20 protein-coding genes and 1 pseudogene are annotated in these 19,627 nt (G+C 66.5%); 14 read left to right on the forward strand and 7 right to left on the reverse strand.

The window, feature by feature from the left end:
- Positions 1 to 446 precede the first annotated feature (446 nt).
- Complete coding sequence (locus tag DMP03_RS06520; protein WP_152119891.1) at positions 447 to 2,954, forward strand: DNA topoisomerase I; 2,508 nt, start codon at positions 447 to 449, stop codon at positions 2,952 to 2,954.
- On the opposite strand, the gene DMP03_RS06525 is transcribed toward DMP03_RS06520, so the two are convergent.
- On the reverse strand, positions 2,951 to 3,481 hold the full coding sequence (locus tag DMP03_RS06525; protein WP_152119892.1) for an HIT family protein: 531 nt from the start codon (positions 3,479 to 3,481) through the stop codon (positions 2,951 to 2,953). The two genes, DMP03_RS06520 and DMP03_RS06525, sit on opposite strands and share 4 nt — an antisense overlap.
- 90 nt (positions 3,482 to 3,571) lie before the next feature.
- On the opposite strand from DMP03_RS06525, the gene DMP03_RS06530 reads away from it, so the two are divergent.
- Complete coding sequence (locus DMP03_RS06530) at positions 3,572 to 4,105, forward strand: HD domain-containing protein (protein WP_152119893.1); 534 nt, start codon at positions 3,572 to 3,574, stop codon at positions 4,103 to 4,105.
- A gap of 4 nt (positions 4,106 to 4,109) precedes the next feature.
- Here the strand turns inward: DMP03_RS06530 and fer are convergent, their stop codons facing one another.
- From fer to DMP03_RS06545, 3 genes are all read right to left on the reverse strand, one after another.
- Entirely contained in the window at positions 4,110 to 4,847 is a 738-nt protein-coding gene (gene fer / locus DMP03_RS06535; RefSeq protein ID WP_152119894.1) for a ferredoxin Fer, read from the reverse strand.
- 54 nt (positions 4,848 to 4,901) lie between these two features.
- Complete coding sequence (gene map, locus DMP03_RS06540) at positions 4,902 to 5,810, reverse strand: type II methionyl aminopeptidase (protein WP_152119895.1); 909 nt, start codon at positions 5,808 to 5,810, stop codon at positions 4,902 to 4,904.
- A 294-nt stretch (positions 5,811 to 6,104) separates the two neighbouring features.
- Complete coding sequence (locus tag DMP03_RS06545) at positions 6,105 to 7,265, reverse strand: KaiC domain-containing protein (RefSeq protein WP_152119896.1); 1,161 nt, start codon at positions 7,263 to 7,265, stop codon at positions 6,105 to 6,107.
- 104 nt (positions 7,266 to 7,369) lie between these two features.
- On the opposite strand from DMP03_RS06545, the gene DMP03_RS06550 reads away from it, so the two are divergent.
- From DMP03_RS06550 to DMP03_RS14905, 4 genes and pseudogenes are all read left to right on the forward strand, one after another.
- Positions 7,370 to 8,182, forward strand: coding sequence for an NAD(+)/NADH kinase (locus DMP03_RS06550; RefSeq protein WP_152119897.1), 813 nt, complete (start codon positions 7,370 to 7,372; stop codon positions 8,180 to 8,182).
- Positions 8,183 to 8,248: 66 nt separating this feature from the next.
- Positions 8,249 to 9,178, forward strand: a complete 930-nt coding sequence (gene mptA / locus DMP03_RS06555) for a GTP cyclohydrolase MptA (RefSeq protein WP_152119898.1) — start codon at positions 8,249 to 8,251, stop codon at positions 9,176 to 9,178.
- Positions 9,179 to 9,231: 53 nt separating this feature from the next.
- Positions 9,232 to 9,868: pseudogene (locus DMP03_RS14580) on the forward strand (NAD(P)-binding protein); the annotation flags it as partial.
- Between the two features lie 99 nt (positions 9,869 to 9,967).
- Positions 9,968 to 10,144 (forward strand): hypothetical protein, encoded by a 177-nt coding sequence (locus DMP03_RS14905; protein ID WP_172967098.1) that lies wholly within the window; start codon positions 9,968 to 9,970, stop codon positions 10,142 to 10,144.
- Here DMP03_RS14905 and DMP03_RS06565 read toward each other — a convergent pair.
- Both DMP03_RS06565 and DMP03_RS06570 read right to left on the reverse strand, forming a co-directional pair.
- Positions 10,141 to 10,947, reverse strand: coding sequence for a TrmB family transcriptional regulator (locus DMP03_RS06565; RefSeq protein WP_152119900.1), 807 nt, complete (start codon positions 10,945 to 10,947; stop codon positions 10,141 to 10,143). The genes DMP03_RS14905 and DMP03_RS06565 overlap by 4 nt on opposite strands.
- Before the next feature lie 49 nt (positions 10,948 to 10,996).
- Entirely contained in the window at positions 10,997 to 12,622 is a 1,626-nt protein-coding gene (locus tag DMP03_RS06570; protein WP_152119901.1) for a DUF255 domain-containing protein, read from the reverse strand.
- An 87-nt stretch (positions 12,623 to 12,709) separates the two neighbouring features.
- Between DMP03_RS06570 and DMP03_RS06575 the strand changes: the two genes are divergently transcribed.
- Genes DMP03_RS06575 through DMP03_RS06585 form a run of 3 tightly spaced genes read left to right on the forward strand, consistent with a single transcriptional unit; the run spans position 12,710 to position 14,032 of the window.
- Positions 12,710 to 13,204 (forward strand): hypothetical protein, encoded by a 495-nt coding sequence (locus DMP03_RS06575; protein WP_152119902.1) that lies wholly within the window; start codon positions 12,710 to 12,712, stop codon positions 13,202 to 13,204.
- 37 nt (positions 13,205 to 13,241) lie between these two features.
- On the forward strand, positions 13,242 to 13,556 hold the full coding sequence (locus tag DMP03_RS06580) for a hypothetical protein (RefSeq protein ID WP_152119903.1): 315 nt from the start codon (positions 13,242 to 13,244) through the stop codon (positions 13,554 to 13,556).
- Positions 13,553 to 14,032, forward strand: a complete 480-nt coding sequence (locus DMP03_RS06585) for an NUDIX domain-containing protein (protein ID WP_152119904.1) — start codon at positions 13,553 to 13,555, stop codon at positions 14,030 to 14,032. The genes DMP03_RS06580 and DMP03_RS06585 overlap by 4 nt, the downstream gene beginning before the upstream one ends.
- On the opposite strand, the gene tmk is transcribed toward DMP03_RS06585, so the two are convergent.
- Positions 14,021 to 14,599, reverse strand: a complete 579-nt coding sequence (gene tmk / locus DMP03_RS06590; RefSeq protein ID WP_152119905.1) for a dTMP kinase — start codon at positions 14,597 to 14,599, stop codon at positions 14,021 to 14,023. The genes DMP03_RS06585 and tmk overlap by 12 nt on opposite strands.
- Positions 14,600 to 14,687: 88 nt before the next feature.
- Here tmk and DMP03_RS06595 point away from each other — a divergent pair, with 88 nt between their 5' ends.
- From DMP03_RS06595 to cofG, 5 genes are all read left to right on the forward strand, one after another.
- Complete coding sequence (locus DMP03_RS06595; RefSeq protein WP_152119906.1) at positions 14,688 to 15,671, forward strand: complex I NDUFA9 subunit family protein; 984 nt, start codon at positions 14,688 to 14,690, stop codon at positions 15,669 to 15,671.
- A gap of 101 nt (positions 15,672 to 15,772) precedes the next feature.
- A complete protein-coding gene (locus DMP03_RS06600; RefSeq protein ID WP_172967094.1) occupies positions 15,773 to 16,951 on the forward strand; it encodes a tubulin/FtsZ family protein in 1,179 nt (392 codons plus the stop codon).
- The gene (locus DMP03_RS06605) at positions 16,929 to 17,708 is read left to right on the forward strand and encodes a hypothetical protein (protein WP_152119907.1); all 780 of its coding nucleotides are present in this window, start codon (positions 16,929 to 16,931) and stop codon (positions 17,706 to 17,708) included. Before DMP03_RS06600 ends, DMP03_RS06605 begins: the two co-directional genes overlap by 23 nt.
- Positions 17,709 to 18,317, forward strand: a complete 609-nt coding sequence (gene cofC, locus DMP03_RS06610; protein WP_152119908.1) for a 2-phospho-L-lactate guanylyltransferase — start codon at positions 17,709 to 17,711, stop codon at positions 18,315 to 18,317.
- A gap of 189 nt (positions 18,318 to 18,506) precedes the next feature.
- On the forward strand, positions 18,507 to 19,592 hold the full coding sequence (gene cofG, locus DMP03_RS06615) for a 7,8-didemethyl-8-hydroxy-5-deazariboflavin synthase subunit CofG (RefSeq protein WP_152119909.1): 1,086 nt from the start codon (positions 18,507 to 18,509) through the stop codon (positions 19,590 to 19,592).
- The last annotated feature ends 35 nt before the right edge of the window (positions 19,593 to 19,627 follow it).

The raw sequence follows: 19,627 nt of genomic DNA on the forward strand, positions 1-19,627 counted from the left end.
TCGCTCTTTTCAGTCGCTCATCCACTGTCAGAGCACGCGCTGACAAGCCGTCGCTCGGTGCCCTCGCGACGACCTCGCGCTGACTCGCGCGCACGAGGCGCGCTCGGACCACGCCACCGCACCATGTCACTCGATTGATCAACTGTCGCGGTGGCCTGACGCACCGGCGAAGCCGTGTGCGTCGTGAGGAAGGGTTGGGAGAGTGGCCGACGGCCACGGGCCAGCGACCGCTGCGGTCGCGGTGCTGTTTCCCCGATGCCAAGAATCGAGAGTGGTCGCGGTGCTGTCGAAACCATACCAAACAGCGTCAGCAGTATCGAAAACAGACCACTCCAACCCGACCACGACACGCGCGAGCGTACACGCGAGAGCACGCGCACAGGCGCGCTTGCTGTCGATTTTGGCCGTCGAAGCGTTTATTTCGCCTGTCGGCCCTAACTTCGATAATGGAACTCATCGTCACCGAAAAAGACAACGCCGCCCGGCGTATCGCAGAGATTCTCTCAGAGGGCGGCCACGGTGTCGAACGCACGAACGGGGTCAACATCTACCGGTGGGGCGACACGCGCTGCATCGGGCTGTCGGGCCACGTCGTCGGCGTCGACTTCCCGCCGGAGTACAGCGACTGGCGCAACGTTCAGCCCGTCGAACTCTCCGAGGCGTCGGTCGTCAAGACGCCGACGAAAGAGAACATCGTCGCCGCGCTCAAATCCCTCGCCCGCGACGCCGACGAGGCCGTCATCGCCACCGACTACGACCGCGAGGGGGAACTCATCGGCAAGGAGGCGTACGAACTCATCGAGGAGGAGACGGACGTCCCAATCAAGCGCGTCCGATTTTCGTCCATTACGGAGCGCGAGGTTCGAGACGCCTTCGCCAACCCCGACGACCTCGATTTCGACCTCGCTGCCGCGGGCGAGGCGCGCCAGATCATCGACCTGATGTGGGGGGCCGCGCTGACGCGGTTCCTCTCGCTGACCGCCGGCCAGCTCGGCAACGACTTCATCTCCGTCGGTCGCGTCCAGTCTCCAACGCTGAAGCTCATCGTCGACCGGGAACGCGAGATTCAGGCGTTCGACCCCGACGACTACTGGGTGATCTACGGCGACCTCGCGAAAGACGACGAGGCGTTCGAAGCGCAGTACTTCTACGAGGGCGAGGACGGCACTGAAAACGAGCGCGTCTGGAACGAGGCCGACGCCGACGACGCCTACGAGGACCTGCGGGAAGCGACGAGCGCGAGCGTCGAGTCCGTGCGCAGACGCACCCGGACGGACGACCCGCCGGCCCCGTTCAACACGACGCAGTTCATTCGCGCGGCCGGCTCGCTCGGCTACTCCGCCCAGCGCGCGATGTCCATCGCCGAGGAGCTGTACACCGCCGGCTGGATTACCTACCCGCGCACGGACAACACCGTCTACCCCGAGGACTTGGACCCCGAGGAACTGCTCGAGACGTTCGCCGACACGGGCGCGTTCGGCGAGGACGCCGCCAGCCTGCTCGAACAGGACGACATCGAGCCGACCGAAGGCGACGAGGAGACGACCGACCACCCGCCGATTCATCCGACCGGCGAGATTCCCGGCCGACAGGACCTCGGCGAGGACGAGTGGGAGGTGTTCGAACTCGTCGTCCGGCGGTTTCTCGCGACCTGTGCGGAGCCGGCGACGTGGGCGCACCTGCGCGTCGTCGCAACGGCAAACGGCCGCTCGCTGAAGGCCAACGGGAAGCGCCTCGTCGAGGCCGGCTACCACGCGGTCTACCCGTACTCCTCGGCCAGCGAGAACTTCGTCCCCGAAGTCGAGGAAGGCGACGACCTCGACCTCTCGGGCGTGCGGCTCGAAGCCAAAGAGACACAGCCGCCCCGCCGTCGCGGCCAGTCGCGGCTCATCGAGACCATGGAGCAGATGGGTATCGGGACGAAGGCGACCCGCCACGAGACCATCCAGAAGCTGTACGACCGCGGCTACATCGAGAACGACCCGCCGCGCCCGACTGGACTGGCGATGGCGGTCGTGGAGGCCGCAGAGCAGTTCGCCGACCACGTCACCGACGAGGCGATGACGGCCCGACTGGAGGCAGACATGGACGCCATCGCGGCCGGCGAGAAGTCGCTAGACGAGGTGACAGACGAGTCGCGCGAGATGCTCCAGCGGGTATTCGAGGACCTCCACGAGCACCGCGAGGAAATCGGCGACTTCCTGCGCACGTCGCTGAAGGCGGACAAGACGCTTGGTCCCTGCCCCGAGTGTGGCGACGACCTGCTCGTGCGCCGGTCGCGCCGGGGGTCGTACTTCGTCGGCTGTGACGGGTATCCGGACTGCGAGTACACCCTTCCGCTCCCGAGCCAGGGCGAGCCGACCGTCACCGACGAGGTGTGTGCAGAACACGGGCTCGGTCACGTGAAGATGCTCGCCGGCCGGTCGACGTTCACCCACGGCTGTCCGTTGTGTAAGGCCGACGAGGCCGACCAGACCGAAGACAGAGTCATCGGGACTTGTCCGGAGTGTGGAGCCGAGGACGGCGGCGAACTCGCAATCAAGCAGCTCCGGTCGGGGTCGCGGCTCGTCGGCTGTACGCGCTATCCCGACTGCGACTACTCGCTGCCGCTTCCGCGGCGGGGCGACATCGAGGTGACGGACGACCGGTGTGGCGAGCACGACCTCCCCGAACTCCTCGTGCGCGACGACGAGGACGACGACGAGCCGTGGGAGCTGGGCTGTCCCATCTGTAACTACGCGGAGTATCAGGAGCGACAGGCCGCAAGCGCGATCGAGGACCTCGACGGGGTCGGCGCGAAGACGGCAGAAAAACTCGCCGCCGCGGGTATCGAGAGCCTCTCGGACCTCTCTTCGGCCGACCCCGAGACCGTCGCCGGCGACGTACAAGGCGTCTCTGCCGACCGCCTGCGCGACTGGCAAGCCGAGGTCACAGACACCGAAGCCGCCGACTAGAACTCGACTGCGGCCGGGTCGCCGGGGTCGTGTGCGCCATCGAGGTCGGCGAACGCCTCGCGGACCCGCTCGTAGGTGTCGTCGACGGCTTCGACGATGACCTTGGTGTCCGCGAGCACGGGCATGAAGTTCGTGTCGCCGCCCCACCGGGGGAGCACGTGGGCGTGGACGTGGTCGGTGATGGAGCCGCCGGCGGGACCACCGAGGTTCATTCCGGTGTTGAACGCCTCGGGACCGAGGGCGGCATCGAGCGCGTCGAACGTCTGCTGTTTGAGCGTCGCAATCGCGAGCAGCGTCTCCTCGTCGAGGTCGCGGTACTCCCCGGTGTGGTGGTAGGGAATGACCATCGCGTGGCCCGGGTTGTACGGGTAGTTGTTGAGAATGACGAACGCGTGGTCGTTGCGCGCGAGGATGCGGGAGTCGCGGTCGTCGTCGCGGTCGGGCAACACGCAGAACGGACACCCGTCGATGTCGGTCTCCTCGCGCTCGATCCAGTCGATGCGCCACGGGGCGAACAGTTGGTCCATACCCGACGTGTGCGCCCCGCGGGTAAAATAGCCGCCCGCTGTCGCGTCGACCGAAGCAAAGTCAACACTCCCCGGCTCGTTTTCGCTACGATGCGCGATGCGACCGAAGACGAGGAAATCGAGCGAGCGCTTCAGTATCTGGTCCACGCCTTCGAGAGCTCGGGCGACAACCCGAAGCCGGTGATTCTCCACAGCACGCGCGTGGGGATGGACCTCTACGAGCGGGGGTACGAGGAGTCTGTCGTCGTCGCCGGCTTCCTCCATGACCTCATCGAGGATACGGACGTGACCGCCGACGAGATTCGGTCGTGGTTCGGCACGGCAGTCGCCGATATCGTGGAAGCGGCCAGCTTTGACCCGAGCATCGACGAGTATCTCGAACGCCACTACGACATCTACGACAGCTGCTTTGCGGTGGGGCGGCCCGCGGTCCTCGTCAAGGCCGCAGACATTCTCGACAACAGCGACTACTACGGGCTGGCAGACTCGGACGAACTGGCACAGCAGCTCCTCGCGAAGATGGCGTACTTCATCGAGGAATCGGAGCCGTACATCGGCGAGACGGACCTCTATCGAGACCTCACGGAGAAGCGTCCCGCCGTACGAGAACGAATCAACGGGTGAGCGCTCAGTCCATCCTCGCACTCGAAAAGCGGCTCGGACGCAAAATAAGCTCCTCCAGTCCGGGTAACTGCTTCACGTTGTAGACGACCTTCGCGGACTCGGTGACGGGCGCGGAGAGACACGACAGCCGGATGCCGCGGTCGAGCCACTCCTCGGTGAGGATGTGGCCCGCGGGGGTGGGCATCTCTCCTTCGACGAGCGCGACGGCGCAGTTCGAGCAGGCTCCGCCGCGACAGGAGTACGGCCAGGCGAAGCCGCGGTTCTCGGCAGCTTCGAGTAAGGTCTCGTTTTGCTGGACGAGCAGGCGGCCGTAGTCATCGGGGGCCAAGTCGGCGTCGCTGGCCTTCTCGAAGAGGTCGTCGTCGGTGAGTTCCCAGCCGTGGTCGTCGAACACCTCGTAGTTGAGATACTCGACGCGGCTCTTGTCGAGCGTCGAGTCGATGTCGGCCGGCTCCTCATCGTCCGGGCTGGTGCGCCGGCGTGCCCCGCGTCGCTCGCCGGGACCGGTGGGCTCGGCGTCGTCGCCGTCCTCGTCCGTCGTGGCAGGTGTATCGGGTTCCTCGGCCGTCGCGGGGAGGTCGTCGGCCTGAATCGTCTCGTACGCGGCACGCACCCGGCGGAACTCCTCCATATCGCCGCCGTGGTCGGGGTGTGCGCTCTTGATGCGCTCGCGGTAGGCGGTCTCGACGGTCGCCTCGCCGGCGTCCGACTCGACGCCAAGCACCTCGTACGGATTCTCCACACCACTCGTACGGTTCGGGGGTGTAAATCCCCTCGGCCTCCGACAATCTGCGCGCTAGCTCGTCGTCACCTCACACCCGTCCTCGGTGACGATAATCGTGTGTTCACGCTGGGCGACGAGACACCCCTCATCCTCCTGTAGGACGGGGTAGCCGTGGACCACGTCCTGCCGTTCGAGCCGGCGGAGGGCCATCTTCGCACGCGACGTGTCGAGCCACCGACGCGCGAACGGGAGCGTTTTGAACTCCTCGACAATCTGTTCGAGCGCCTGTCGCGCCTGTCGGTTGCGGACCGACGCCTCCTGCTCGAGCGAGTAGATCTCCTCCTGTTGGCCCTGTGTGACCTTTCCGCCGCCGTCGGTGGCGAACGGTTCGATGGCGACGGTGTCGCCCACTTCGAGCTCGGTCCCGCTATCGACCGCGCGATTCGGGATGTTCGGCGCGGTGTGTTGGTCCCAGTGGCCGAGCCCGTGGCCCGTCAGGTTCACGACGGGATTGTAGCCGTAGCCGTCGATGACCGACTCGATTTCCGCGCCGACCTCCCCGGTGTGGACGCCCGGTTCCACGAGGTCGAGGGCTGCATCGAGCGCCTGCTCTGCGGCCTCGACCAACTTGGTCTCGCCGGTAAAATCGACGGTGACGGCGGTGTCGGCCAGCCAGCCGTCGATGTGGACGCCGATGTCGAGTTTCACCATCTCCTCGCCGATGGTGCGGTCGTCGTCGGGCGCGGCGGCCCCGTGGGCGGCCTCGTGGTCGACGCTGACGTTCACCGGGAAGGCGGGCTTTGCGTCGACGCCCTTCTGTTCGCCGAGCTCGCGGATGCGGTCTTCGGCCCACTCTGAGATTTCGAGGTAGCCGGTGCCGATTTCCGTTCGCTCGGCGGCCTCATCCCGCACCTGGCCGAGAATCTCGCCGGCCTGTCGGTGTTTCTCGTACTTCGCCGCGTCGAGGTCGATATCGCTCATACCTCGACTCGGAGTGGACTCCTCAAGGGGCTTTCCGTCCGGCGCGACGGCCGTGCGATTGCTGTGCTGGTGTGGTGCGGTCGTGGTGTGTCGCTGTGCTGTTGTGGTCGCTGTCGAGGTTGCGGTCAGTTCAGTGTACGCCGACCAGTGGGAGGCGTTTCGCTGCGGCGAGCAGAGCGAGCCGCAGGACCGAGGGCCGACTACCGCTGGCCTCCGGCCAGCGACTGGAGGCCCGACGTGTCTTTTTCATGAACGTTTTTGCCGGCGGGTCGCAGACCCGCCGTGGAAAAAGGTTCAGAAGATGTTCGCCTGCTGGTACACCGAAATCCCGTCGTCGGTAATCTCGTACGGCTTCGTCTCGCGCGAGTGGTTCGCGTTTCGTATCTTCTGAATCTCGACGGCCAGTCGGGTCTCCTGAAACTCCGAGCGGACGTACTGGAGGACGAACACCGCGTCGGTCAGGTACTCGATGATGCCGTGGCGAGAGACGTACGGGTTGTCCTCGCTCCCCTCGGAGGTGAGCATCGTCGTCACGCCGGCCTTCTTGAGCGACTTGGTGAAATCGAACACCTCGGTCCGCCGTTTCGCCTGGTCGTCGTACATCATCTCCAGCAGGGACACGGAGTCGAGCACCAGCCGTTCGGCCCCGAAATCGTCGATGAGCCGGGGCAGGTCATTTCGGATGGAGGACAGCGAATTCGCCATCTCGATGGGGTCGAAATCGACGATAGCGAGATCGTCGTCCGCGGCGTACTGCTCGAAGCCCCAGCCCTTCTCGCTGGCGGCGGCGATGACGGCGTCGCGGGTCTCCTCCAGCGTGATGTACACCGCCTTCTCCCCTTTCTCCAGCCCGCGATTGGCGAACTGGAGCCCGAACGTCGTCTTCCCGGTCCCGGCAGACCCCATGACGACCATGAGCGAGCGGGCGGGCACGCCGCCCTGAATCATCTGGTCGAGCCCGGTGACACCGATGTCGATGCGGGGGATCTCGGACTCGAACTCCTCGTCGAACTCCGTGCCGCCCGTCGCCTCCAGTGACTCTTCGGTGTCGTCGCCGTCGTCCTCGGCGAACGGGTCGTCCATCTCCTCGTCGCTCGGCATCTCCGGTGCGCCGAACTCCCCGCCGAAGAACTCCGAACTACCGAGCCCACCGGAGTCGTCGTCGGGCTCGGCGGAATCGTCGCTGCCCGTCGGCTCTGGGGTCGCCGGTTCGGCGTCCTGCTCCAGCGACTCATCGCCGGCGTCGGTGGCGAACTCGGCGTCCGATACGTCGTCGAAGCCGGCGGTCAACGAGCCGCCGTCAGCGTCGCTCGCTTCCTCGGGTTTGTCTGACGGCTCGGTCGACTCCTCGCCGTCCGAGTCGTCGGTCTCCCAGTCATGCCAGTCGAGTTCGTCCGACTCGTCGTCGCCCGAGTCGGACTCGAACCAGTCGTCCTCCTCGGCGTCTTCGCTCACGTTCCCCCCTCCTGTCCGCACATATCTCTCTGTTCCCGACGCAGAGAGATAAGTGTGGCCTCGGGGCCGTGACGCTTATCGGCGGGCCGGGCGAACCGCCGACGATGCACGTTGGTGTCGTCGCGCAACGCGGCAACGACCGAGCGGTCCGGCTCGCCGCCGACCTCGACAGTCTCCTCGATGCGACCGTCCGATTCGACACGGAGACGGCGAGCGCACTCGACCGGGACGGCGTCGAGCCATCGGCGATGTGCGAGTACGACCTCGTCGTCTCCATCGGCGGCGACGGGACCTTCCTCTACACCGCTCGGACCACCGACGGCGCGCCGATACTGGGCGTGAATCTCGGCGAAGTCGGCTTCCTCAACCCCCTCGCTCCCGAGGAAGCGCCGGCGGTCGTCGCAGAGACGGTCGCGGCGATTCGCGCTGGTGAGGCGAGCTACCGGGAACTGCGGCGGGTGCAGGCCGCCGGCGAGGGCATCGACCTGCCGCCGGCGCTCAACGAGGTGTCGGTGCTCGGCCCACAGCGCGGCCACGGCCACGGAGTCGACATCGAAGTGCGACTCGACGGGGAGACGTACTCCGAGGCACACGCCGACGGACTCATCGTCGCGACGCCGACGGGGTCGTCCGCGTACAACCTCTCTGAGGGCGGTCCGGTGGTCCACCCCCGGGCCGACGGGCTGGTCGTGACCGAGATGGCAGCCGACGGCGCGATGCCCCCGCTCGTTATCGACCCCAGCGACGAGATCTCCGTCCGGGTGTCGAACGCGGAGACGGCGTACGTCGTCGCCGACGGACGGTCCCGGGTGAAACTGGAACCGCCCGCGGAGCTGACGGTTCAGACGGCACGGACGCCCACTCGAACCGTCGGTCCGGCGCTGGATTTCTTCGCCGCCTTAGAGAAGCTGGAGTAGTCAGAAAACCCACAAACGAGTACGGGGGTAGAAACCCGTAAATGGGTCCCGTCCTTTGTTATCGCAATGAGTCAGCAACTGCCGGACGTGCAGGCGTCGAGTCCGGACGTAAGCGTCGGCCTCAATCGGGTCGGCGTCACTGGGGTGGAGAAGCTCGTGAAGATCGACCGCGAACAGGAACGACCCATTGTCCTGATGGCGGAGTTCGAGGCGTACGTCGACTTGCCGAAGTGGCGGAAGGGAATCGACATGTCCCGCAACATGGAAGTCGTCGACGAGATGCTGGAGGAGGCGCTCGACCAGCCGGCCTACCGGGTCGAGGACGTGTGTGGGGACGTGGCGGAGCGACTGCTCGAGAAACACGACTACACCTCCCGCGCGGAGGTCAACATGGAAGCCGAGTACGTTATCCGCGAGGAGACGCCGGCATCGGGCCGCCAGACCCAGGCGACCGCCGACATCATCGCCGGTGCGACGGCCGACGAGGACGGTACCCACGAGGAGATCGGCTGTCACGTCGTCGGGATGACGGTCTGTCCGTGCTCACAGGGGATGAGCGAGGTGCGCGCCCGCGAGACGCTCGACAGGATGGGCGTCGATGGCGAGGTCATCGAGCAGTTCCTCGATGAGGTGCCACAGCCGGGCCACAGCCAGCGCGGCCACGCTACCCTCACCGTCGAGACGCCGGGGACGCCCGACATCGAACTCCACGATCTCATCGACATCGCCCGGGACTCGATGTCGGCGCGCATCTACAACTACGCCAAGCGCCCCGACGAGGACCACATGACGTATGAGTCCCACGCGAACGCGAAGTTCGTCGAGGACTGCGTGCGCTCGCTCGCCGAGCTCTCGGTCGACCGGCTCGACCTCCCCGACGATACCGTCTTGACGATGGTGCAGTCGAACGACGAGTCTATCCACCAGCACAACGCCCACGCGGAGCGGGTCGCCGAGTTCGGCCAGCTTCGCGCGGAGCTGAACGGCGACGACTGACGAGACACACACGCAGTCTTTTTCACTCGCTCTCTCGTCGAATAAATTAGCACCTGCCACGAGACGAGTCGGGGCCGGCTGTCGCTGTCGTCGGAGCCGGCATCGGCGGCGCGTCGCTGGCGTGGTTTCTGCGCGAGCGGGCCGACGTAGCGCGCGCCGACGTGTACGAGGCGAGCGAACGCGTCGGCGGCCGGCTCCGTGCCGTCTCCGTCGGCGGTCGACGGTTCGAGGCCGGCGGGAAACACATCCACGAGCGGAACCGCTGTATCGACTCCTTCGTCGACCGCTTCGGCTTCCAGCGCCGGCCCGTGAGCCGCGGAGCCGAGCGCACCGGCGTCTGGGACGGGCGTCGGTTTCCGCTCACGACGGCAGGAACGGAGCCGGTGACGCTGTTTCGACTCCTCACTCGATACGGGCTCTCGCCACGCAGAGCGCGCGCCGAGGCGGTCGCCGATCGGTTCGACGCCATCTACGACCACGCCGAGACGGCCTTCGAGACGCCCGAACGCCTGTTCGAGGCGGTCGGCCTGGGCGAGGTGTGCACACAGTCCGGCCGCGAGTTTCTGATCGACCACGGTGTCGGCTCCCAGTTCGTCGACGAACTCGTCGCCGGGACGACCCGCACTATCTACGGACAGGACCCGACGCTGAACGCTCTCGCCTGTCTGGTCGCGCTGACGGGGATGGGCAGCGGGACCTACACGCTCGACGTGGCGAACGCCGACCTGTGCCGGCGACTGCTCGCCGACGCCGACGCTGCTGGAGTCGCTGTTCGCGTCCGTCGACGAAATGGAGGAAGTGAGTTGGCGGGCGTTCCCGCGATTAGACCCGGAGACGCCGACACCGCCGTTTCGACTCGCCGACGGGCTCTACTACGTGAACGCGATGGAGTCGGTGGCGTCGACGATGGAGACGCAAGCGATCGCGGGCCGGACGGTCGCGAATCTGGTCGCGCGCGACACCTAAATGGAGAGTGGGTCGGCCTCCGTCCACCGGGGTTCGAAGGTGTCGGCGAGCGAGCCGGCGAACTCGCGGTCCGTCAGGTCGATCACGCCGAAGGTCGCCGACCGGTCGAGCGGATGTGGCACCTCCACGACCGTCTCGACGGCGTCGACGAAAGTGAACGTCCCCGTGATGTCGTCGCTGGTCCGGACCTGAAACCGGTCGTGGTCGGAAAGCGACTCGCGGTAGCGCACGCCGATTGCCTCCGGTAGCGCCGGCACGAGATTCCGGCGGAGCAAGAGCCTGACGGTCGCGCCTCGGTCGAGCGCGGCGACGAGTTCATCGAGGACGGTCTCGCCGTAGCGGTCGATGTCGAACAGCTGTGGGGTCTGTGAGGAGAGACACATCACGATTTCCTCGCTCGCGGAGCCGAGCCGTTCGACGAGAAGCTCGGCCGTCTCCTCTGTCCCGACGGCTGCCGTCCAGAACGTCTCGTCGGGCGTGTCGGTGGTTTCGAGTTCGCCCTGTAGCTCGCCGACGATGGACTCGTACTGCTCGCGCTGGGCGGCGAGCTCCGACTTCTTGGCGTCGAGCAGGCGGTCGAGCGCAGTCTGTGGCTCGACGGGAGCGTACTTCTTGGGGCGGCTCGCGGTCTGTGACCGGACGAGACTCTGCTGGTCGAGGCTGTTCAACACGTCGTAGATGCGCCCCATCGGTACGTCGCTCGTCGCCGACAACTCCTTTGCCGTTGTCGGCCCGGCGTCGAGCAGCGACCGGTAGGCGCGCTCTTCGTAGTCGGAGAGGCCCAAATCCCGCAGGGTTGCCATTGTCCGGTATTCCCCTCCGAGGAGAAAAACACTCGCCTCGTTTACCTGCTTACTCGCCGAGGACGGACTCCGGACGCGTCTCGCTGGCTCGTTCCAGCAGTTCATCGGGCGTGACCGCCGGCTCCGAGCGCTCGCCGCCGCGCACGACCACGGCGTCAGACCGGCCGCTCGGGACGACCACCTTCTCGTGGTCGGCTACGCGCCACGCCGCGCGGTGGAGGTCGCTTCCCGCTTCGGGCGTCTCGATGACGAGCGGGTCGTAGACGTGACGGGCACAGACGGCACCGTACTCGGCTACGTCCGCGCCCATGCGCTCTGTTGCGCCGGCGAAGGCCTCGAGCGTCTCGCCGGCCGTCTCGCGGTACGACGCCTCGCCGGTCAGCACCGCGAGGTCGATGAGCGCGTTCGCCAACTCGATGTTCGCGTCGAGGGGACGCAGCGGGCGGTCGAGTAGTCCGATACCCGTCGCCGGGCCGTCGAGGAAGGCACCGTCGTCGGCCTGCCGGGCCCGAAGCGCGTCGGCGATTTCGCGTGCGGTGTCGAGATACGACGCCTCGCCGGTGGCCTGCGTGCCGGCGGTCAACCCGAGCAGGACGCGCGCCCCGTCGAGCAGGAGACCGGACTCGGCGTCCGGTCCGTCGAAGTGGGCGACGACGCCGTCCGAGACGAGGGTGTCGGTGACGTGCTCGATAGCGCGTTCGGCGTAGGTGCGGGCGCGCTCGTCGTCGGTGTAGCCGGCGAATCGGAACAGCGCGTTGGCGGCCAGCCCGTTCCGGTCGGCGTAGACCGTCTCGTCGACGGCCGGCGGGTCGGCCTCCTCGCGCTCGGCGGGACCGAGGGTGTAGTAGTCGCCGCCGGCCTGTGACCCGGCGAAGGCGTCGCCGGTCCAGAGGTCGGTCGTCAGATACTCGATGGTGCCGCGGGCGGTGTCGCGGTACGACTCCTCGCCGGTGTGGAGATAGCCGGTCGCGAAGGCTCGCACGAGCGCGGCGTTCTCGTCGGTGAGCTTCTCGCGGTGGATTTCGCCCGCCCAGTTTCGGTTGGTGGCGTAGCGGTAGAAGCCGCCGGCGTAGGTGTCGTACAGATGCGCTTGAATCGCCTGGAGGGTGCGACTCGCACGCTCGGTGTCGCGCTTGGCGGCGAACTCGACGGTGCGGGGGAGCGGGAACTTCGCGTCCGTGCCCCAGCCGCCGAACTCACCGTCGAACGCCTCGGCGACCTGCTCGACGAAGTGCGCCTCGATTTCGGCGGTCACCGCTCCGCGCGGCGGGTCGGGATTCTGGAGCGCGCGGGGAATGCGGCCGGCCTCGGTCCCTTTGGCGTCCCACGTCTCCCGGACGGTGTCGATTGCCTGCCGCAGCCCGTCGGCCGAGAGGTAGCCAGCGCCGGTGATAATCTCTCCTTCGGGGGTACAGAACACGGTGGAGGGGAACCCACCCATGTTGTACCGCTCGCGGGCGCGAGGCTGGCGGTCCACGTCCACGCGCACGGGGACGAAGCTCTCCTTCAGGTGGCCCGCGAGTCGCGGGTCGGCGTACGTCGTGCGGTCCATCTCGTCGCAGGCGACACACCACGACGCCGACAGCGAGAGCAACAGCGGCTTCGACTGCGCCCTGGCTTCGGCGAACGCTTCCTCGCCCCACTCGCGCCACTCCACGAGCGTCTCGTCTCTCATTACCGTCTCTCACGCGCCCACCGGCAAAGCGTCGGCGTTCCCGGCACGACGGCGAACACTTTTGTCCGTCCCCGTGTCCGTGGCGATATGTCACACGACGAACCGGCAGACCGGCGCGAGTCAGCACCCGACGCGGGCAGCGACATCCCGATTCGACCCCGACCGCTCGCCGTCATCCTCGCCGTCTTCGCCATCCTCGGAGTCGGTATCGGACTGACCGGCTATCTGATGATCGGCGCGCTCGGCGGCGGCGACAGCCAACTGTTCTCCGGGCTGTTCGTGCTCGTCGTCATCCTGTTTGCCGCGCTCGTCGGGCCGGTGGTCGCCGTCGCCGTCACGCTCCACGTCGACGAGTCGCTCGGGGACGCAATCGGTCCGGCAAGCGCGACGGCCGCGGTCGGGAACTTCGTCGGCTTTCTCGTGATGGGGCTGCTCGTCGTGCTCATCCTGAGCCTCCGGCTGTCAGGTGGTGGCGGCGGTGGCTCGCTCGACGTGGGTAGCTACGTCCCCACGCTAGTACAGGCCGGCTTCCCGTCGCTGCTCGTCGCAGTCGCGGTGACGGCGCTGACCCGTCGGACGTGAGCGGAGCACCCAAACCCCTCCCACCCGTACCCGAGGTATGGTTTCGGCCGTCGATATCGTCGGGTTGTTCATCATTCTCGGGGTGAACAGCGTCGTCGCGGCGCTGCTCACTCGGTTCTTCCGCGTCCAACTCAACACCCAGTGGGGACCAATCGTCTACTCCGTGCTGTTGACGCCGCTCGTGCTCGTCATCCTCGTGCTCGTGATGGGCGGCGCGGGCCTCGGACCGAATCTCGGGAGCGCGGCGACGGTGCTCGGACTCACCGTCTTGGTGCCCCTCGCGCTCGGGATGTCGTTCGACTACTTCTGGCAACCATCCCCCGACGAAGTGGAGGTGCCCGACAACCTGTGAGGGACGCGCCCAGACAGCCACAGACGCTCCGGCTCCCCGCGTCGCGACTCGCCGAACTGGAATCGTGGGCCGTCGAGGGAACCGGACGAGCGGCCGCGGCACGGGTCCGCGATTCAGCGGGCCGGCTCGCGCTCGTCAGAAACGAGTGGGCAGACGGGTGGTTTCTCCCCGGTGGTGGTGTCGAAGCCGGCGAGACGGCGCGCGCGGCCGCACGCAGGGAGGTGCGTGAGGAGACGGGACTGGACGCCGAGGTCGGCGAGCCGCTCGTGGTGCTCGACCAGCAGTACTGCGGTGAGGACGGAGACAAGTGGTTCACCGCCGAGTACGCCGTCTTCGATGCCCGTGCCGACGGGGAAATCACCGGCGCAGACGCGCTCGGCGTCCACGACGGGGAGATTCTCGACGCGCGGTGGTTCGAGTCGCTGCCCGAGCAGTTTCACGAGCGCGAGCTGCTCGCGCCGTATCTACAGGAGTGACTCCAGCACGTCCTCGGTCGCGTCGATGACAGCTTCTGGCGACCGGGTAGCGTCGATGCGGTGGAACCGCTGTGGGTCGCGGTCGATGAGTCGCTCGTAGTTTTCGTGTACGTCCGCGAGGAAGTCGGCGTGTTCGAGCTTGTTGGTCGCGCCGGCGCGCTCTGCGCCTGTCTCGGGGTCGATGTCGTAGTAAATCGTCGCGTCCGGCATCCGCGTGAACGCGGTGTGAATTCCGCGGATGTACTCCATCGGACGGGGAACCTCTCCGTTGAGGGCCGCGCCCTGATAGGCGATACGCGAGTCGACGTATCGGTCGGAGATGACGAGCTCGCCGGCATCCAGTGCCGGCTCGACGACCCGCGACAGGTGGTCTGCGTGGTCGGCGATGAACAGGAACAGCTCCGCCAGCGAGTCGGAGTCGGGCGAGGAGATGGAGCGGTCGACGGCGTCGCCGTACCACGAGGTGGTCGGCTCCCGCGTGGTACAGGCCTCGGGATGACTGTCGGAGAGGGCTTCGAGGACCGTCGTCTTCCCCGCGCCGTCGATTCCTTCGAGCGTGATGAGCATACCTGGTGGTCGTCGGCCCGACACATCAACACCGGGGAACCGCGTCGACGGGCGAGTCTTTAGGTTCCGTTCGCGCGTACGGGGGAGTATGCACGTACTGGTAACTGGTGGCACCGGCTTCGTCGGCTCGTATCTCTGTGACACCCTCGCGGCTCGCGGCCACGAGGTAACCGCGTTAGCACGCAATCCCCGCGAGGCCGACTTCGACGGCGACGTGGCGACGGTACAGGGTGACGTGACCGACTACGACTCCATCGAACCGCACTTCGAGGGCGTCGACTGCGTGGTGCAGTTGGTCGCGCTGTCGCCGTTGTTCAAGCCGGACGGCGGCGACGAGGTGCACTTTGAGGTGCACCTCCGCGGTACCGAAAACGCAGTCAAGGCCGCAGAAGCACACGACGTGTCGCGATTCGTCCAGCTGTCGGCTCTCGGCGCGGACCCCGACGGGCCGACTGCGTACATCCAGTCGAAGGGACAAGCCGAGGAGGTCATCAAGGGGTCGACCCGCGACTGGGTCATCTACCGACCGTCGGTCGTCTTCGGCGACGGCGGCGAGTTCGTCCCGTTCACGCGGAAGCTAGCGACGCCGTACCTGACGCCGCTGCCGGGTGCCGGCAAGACCCGCTTCCAGCCCATCTTCGTCGAGGAGTTAGTCGAGATGATCGCCGACGGCGTCGAAGGGACGATGACGGGGCCGAACGCCGAGGACGACGAAGACGAAGTCGTGCAGGCAATCGTCCGCGTCGGCGAGTCCGACGACGACCCCCACGCCGGTCGCACCTACGAGATCGGCGGTCCCGAGAAGCTGACGCTGGCGGAGGTTGCCGAGTTGGCGTGGGCGGCCAAGAACAAGCCCGTCTCCGTCCTGCCCGTGCCGATGGCGCTTGCCGGCATCGGGCTGTCGATGCTGGATTTGGTCCCGGGTGCACCGATGGGGTCTGACCAGTATCGGTCGCTGAAGTTCGACAACACGACACAGGACAACGACGTGGACACGTTCGGCTGGGAGGTCTCGGAGCTGACGACGCTCCAGTCGTATCTCGGCGTCTCCGACGCCGACCTCGAAGAATAATCGCCGGGTGTGACGGGTATGGCGGTGTCTGAAACCGTCTATCGACCCTCGCTCTCGGGCGAAAGCTTATCAAGTGCGCGAGTCCGGGTATAGCCAAGAGAATGAAACTCGCAATGATTGGCTTCGGGCAAGCCGGCGGAAAAGTACTCGACAAGTTCCTCGAGTACGACAAGCGCTCGGGCAGCGATATCGTCCGGGCGGCTGTGGCCGTCAACAGCGCGAAGGCCGACCTCATGGGACTCGAACACGTCCCGAAGGAAAACCGGGTTCTCATCGGACAGGCCCGAGTAAAAGGGCACGGCGTCGGGGCCGACAACGAACTCGGGGCCGAGATTGCCGAGGAGGACATCGACGAGGTACAGGGCGCTATCGACTCGATTCCCGTCCACGAGGTCGACGCGTTCCTCGTGCTCGCGGGTCTGGGCGGTGGAACCGGGTCGGGCGGTGCCCCGGTTCTCTCGAAGTATCTCCAGCGCATCTACACCGAACCTGTTTACGGTCTCGGCATCCTGCCGAGCCAGGACGAGGGAGGCATCTACACGCTCAACGCGGCCCGCTCGTTCCAGACGTTCGTCCGCGAGGTTGACAACCTCATGGTGTTCGACAACGACGCCTGGCGCAAGACGGGCCAGTCCGTCGAGAGCGGCTACGACGAAATCAACGAAGAGATCGTCAAGCGGTTCGGCATCCTATTCGGTGCGGGTGAAATCGAGCCGGGCGGTGAGGTCGCCGAGTCGGTCGTCGACTCCTCGGAGATTATCAACACGCTCTCTGGCGGCGGCGTCTCGACGGTCGGCTACGCCGCCGAGGAGGTCGAAAACCAGTCTTCCAGTGGACTGCTCTCACGCCTCAAAGGCGGCGGCGACGAGGACGACCTCGACGTCGCCAACACCACGAACCGCATCACGTCGCTCGTTCGGAAGGCTGCACTCGGGCGGCTCACGCTCCCGTGTGAAATCGACGGCACGGAGCGTGCGCTGCTCGTCATGTCCGGTCCGCCGAAGTACCTCAACCGAAAGGGCATAGAGCGGGGGCGGAAGTGGCTCGAGGAGCAGACCGGCTCGATGGAGGTGCGGGGCGGCGACTACCCCGTCTCGGAGTCGGGGTTCGTCGCGGGCGTCATCCTACTGTCGGGTGTGACTGACGTACCGCGCATCAAGCAGCTCCAGCAGGTCGCAATCGAGGCACAGGATAACATCGAGGAGATCAAAAACGAGAGCGAAGAGAACTTATACGGACTCGTCGAAGACGACGAAGATGAACTTGAGCCGCTATTCTAGCGCGGTCGTCGCCGCGCTGGTCGTCCTCTCTGTCGCCGTCGGCGCGGTGGCGGCGGTCGAGACTACCAGCGATGGCGTCCCACAGGAGACCGAGGTCGGCACCGAGGTGACGGCCACCTACACGTTCACGGAGCTGTACACCGACTACGAGTCGTGGACGCTCAACGGACAGACGAATCTCACGAGCGTCACGTGGACGGTGACGAAGTACAACCAAGCCGGCAACCAAATCGATCAGCAGTCGTACGACGGCAGCGAGTTCGACGCGAGCATCGACATCGACTCCGGCTCCGCGGAGACGAACAGCGTCACCGTCGAGGTACAGGGCACGACGCCCGCGGTCGAGACCTACCAGTTCGACCCCGCAGAGACGTACACGCTTGCGCAGTTCCGGCTCGTCCGCTCGGGCGGTACAAGCCAGGCGCTTTCCAGCAGCTCGGTCCACCACTTCACGCCCGACTCACAGGAGGCGCGTGAGGCGATCGAGACCGCACAGGAAACCATCGAGGGGACCGACGCCGGGAACGAAGCGCAGACGACTCTCGAAAACGCCATCGAGGCGTACAACAACGAAGAGTTCGGTTCTGCCGTGACGTTCGCGAACAACGCCGAACAGCAGGCCCAACAGGACCAGAGCACCGAGAACCGTAACCAGCTCATCCTCTACGGGGTGGCCGGACTCGTCGTAATCGGACTGCTCGTCGGTGGCGTCCTCTACTGGCGCTCCCAGCAGGACAGCTACGACAAGCTCGGATAGATGCGCGTGCTCGTCCCGTTCGGGGCGAGAGACCCGAAAAGCCGGCTCTCTTCGCTCTTCTCGCCCGCAGAGCGTCGTACTCTCGCTGAGACGATGCTCGCCGACGTGCTTGGGGCCCTCTCCGACCACGAACCGGTCGTCGTCGCGAACGCGCCGGTCGAGACGCCCGTTCCGACACAGATCGACCAACGGCCGCTCACGACGGCCGTGAACGCACGACTCGGCGATGAACCCACCGCGGTCGTGATGGCTGACCTGCCGCTCGTGCGCCGTGAGACGATCGCGCGACTGCTCAACACCGACGCGGACGTCGTCGTCGCACCCGGGCTCGGTGGCGGAACCAACGCGCTCGTCGTGCGCGACGGCGACTTCGAAACCGACTATCACGGCGTCTCGGTGCGCGACCACCGCGAGCGAGCGCGCGCCGTCGGCGCGACGGTTGCAACGGTCGATTCCTACCGGCTGGGCGTCGATATCGACGAGCCGGCGGACCTCGTCGAGGTGCTCCTGCACGGCGAGAGGGAGACGCCAGCGTGGCTTCGTGACCGCGGCGGTCGAGCCGAGACCACCGACGGACGGACGCAGTTCCGTCTGGACGGCCGGGACTGATACCACGTAGGGAGTAACCATTTTACCGTAGCACGCCGTACCTACAAGTGCGCGAGTCCCGCTCGCGCTGGTCGCGCTGATCCGGAACTGCCGGTCGAGGGCACCCTGACTGTCACTGGTTCGGTGCGTCCATTTCCTCGTTCCGCACGCATCCGCACACTTTTGCTCACAGAGGCGTCACCATCTGTCGTGATTTCCGGCCTCGACGAGTACGACGTGACGGTCGATATCGACCCGACCGCGGTCGAGTCGCTGCTCGCGACGACGCCGGATGACGTAGCGAGCGCGCCAGAACTCACCTTCGCGCGCAACGTGTTCCTCCCGCTAACGACGGCGTGTCGCTACACCTGCACGTACTGCACCTACTACGACGCGCCCGGACAGGCGACGCTGCTGTCGCTGGAAGAGGTACGCGACATCTGTGAACGCGGTGCCGGCGCCGGCTGTACCGAGGCGCTGTTCACCTTCGGCGACGACCCCGACGACCGCTACACCGAGATTCACGACCAGCTCGATGCGTGGGGGTACGACTCCATCCACGCGTATCTGCGCGCCGCCTGTGAGGTGGCACTCGATGCCGGCTTGCTCCCGCACGCGAACCCCGGCGACCAGACGTACGAGCAGATGGAGCTGGTCGCGGACCTGAACGCCTCGATGGGCGTGATGTTGGAGACGACGGCCGACGTACAGGCACACGGTGGCCCCCGTGCGAAGTCGCCGGGCCAGCGGCTCAACACGCTCCGTGTCGCCGGCGAACTGGGCGTGCCGTTCACGACCGGCATCCTCGTCGGCATCGGGGAGACGCGCCGCGACCGCGCGGAGAGTCTGCTCGCAATCCGTGACCTCCACGAGCAGTACGGCCACATTCAGGAGATAATCGTCCAGCCGGTGACGCCGAACGAGCGGTGGAGCGACCCCGCGCCCGCACTGGACATCATGCGCGAGACGACGGCGATGGCACGGGCGTGTCTCCCCGAGGCGGTGAGCATCCAGTCGCCGCCGAACCTCGCGCCGGTCGCGAAGCTCCTCGACTGCGGCATCGACGACCTCGGCGGCGTCTCGCCGGTGACCGACGACCACATCAACCCCGACTACGCGTGGCCGGCGCTGCGCGAACTCGAATCCGTGGCCGACGCCGGCGGTGTCCCACTCCGCGAGCGGCTCCCGGTGTACGAGCGATTCATCGACGACGGCTGGCTCTCCCCTCGCATCGAGTCAGAACTCGCCGCCGACACCGCCGCCGGCGACCGCTATCGAACCGTTCTCGGTAGCTAACAGGCGACCTGCTCTTCTCGCGCGGTCGGTCACAC

This window comes from Halosegnis rubeus (assembly GCF_009184545.1).
Lineage (GTDB): Archaea > Halobacteriota > Halobacteria > Halobacteriales > Haloarculaceae > Halosegnis > Halosegnis rubeus.

Excerpts from the sequence above, each read along its gene's own strand:
- DMP03_RS06570 (WP_152119901.1), bottom strand. The coding sequence starts at position 12,622 with ATGAGAGACGAGACGCTCGTGGAGTGGCGCGAGTGGGGCGAGGAAGCG.
- DMP03_RS06530 (WP_152119893.1), top strand. The coding sequence starts at position 3,572 with ATGCGCGATGCGACCGAAGACGAGGAAATCGAGCGAGCGCTTCAGTAT.
- DMP03_RS06595 (WP_152119906.1), top strand. The coding sequence starts at position 14,688 with ATGCACGTACTGGTAACTGGTGGCACCGGCTTCGTCGGCTCGTATCTC.
- DMP03_RS06580 (WP_152119903.1), top strand. The coding sequence starts at position 13,242 with ATGGTTTCGGCCGTCGATATCGTCGGGTTGTTCATCATTCTCGGGGTG.
- DMP03_RS06520 (WP_152119891.1), top strand. The coding sequence starts at position 447 with ATGGAACTCATCGTCACCGAAAAAGACAACGCCGCCCGGCGTATCGCA.
- tmk (WP_152119905.1), bottom strand. The coding sequence starts at position 14,599 with ATGCTCATCACGCTCGAAGGAATCGACGGCGCGGGGAAGACGACGGTC.
- mptA (WP_152119898.1), top strand. The coding sequence starts at position 8,249 with ATGAGTCAGCAACTGCCGGACGTGCAGGCGTCGAGTCCGGACGTAAGC.
- map (WP_152119895.1), bottom strand. The coding sequence starts at position 5,810 with ATGAGCGATATCGACCTCGACGCGGCGAAGTACGAGAAACACCGACAG.
- DMP03_RS06550 (WP_152119897.1), top strand. The coding sequence starts at position 7,370 with ATGCACGTTGGTGTCGTCGCGCAACGCGGCAACGACCGAGCGGTCCGG.
- DMP03_RS06565 (WP_152119900.1), bottom strand. The coding sequence starts at position 10,947 with ATGGCAACCCTGCGGGATTTGGGCCTCTCCGACTACGAAGAGCGCGCC.
- cofC (WP_152119908.1), top strand. The coding sequence starts at position 17,709 with ATGCGCGTGCTCGTCCCGTTCGGGGCGAGAGACCCGAAAAGCCGGCTC.
- DMP03_RS14905 (WP_172967098.1), top strand. The coding sequence starts at position 9,968 with ATGGAGGAAGTGAGTTGGCGGGCGTTCCCGCGATTAGACCCGGAGACG.
- DMP03_RS06575 (WP_152119902.1), top strand. The coding sequence starts at position 12,710 with ATGTCACACGACGAACCGGCAGACCGGCGCGAGTCAGCACCCGACGCG.
- DMP03_RS06605 (WP_152119907.1), top strand. The coding sequence starts at position 16,929 with ATGAACTTGAGCCGCTATTCTAGCGCGGTCGTCGCCGCGCTGGTCGTC.
- DMP03_RS06525 (WP_152119892.1), bottom strand. The coding sequence starts at position 3,481 with ATGGACCAACTGTTCGCCCCGTGGCGCATCGACTGGATCGAGCGCGAG.
- DMP03_RS06600 (WP_172967094.1), top strand. The coding sequence starts at position 15,773 with ATGAAACTCGCAATGATTGGCTTCGGGCAAGCCGGCGGAAAAGTACTC.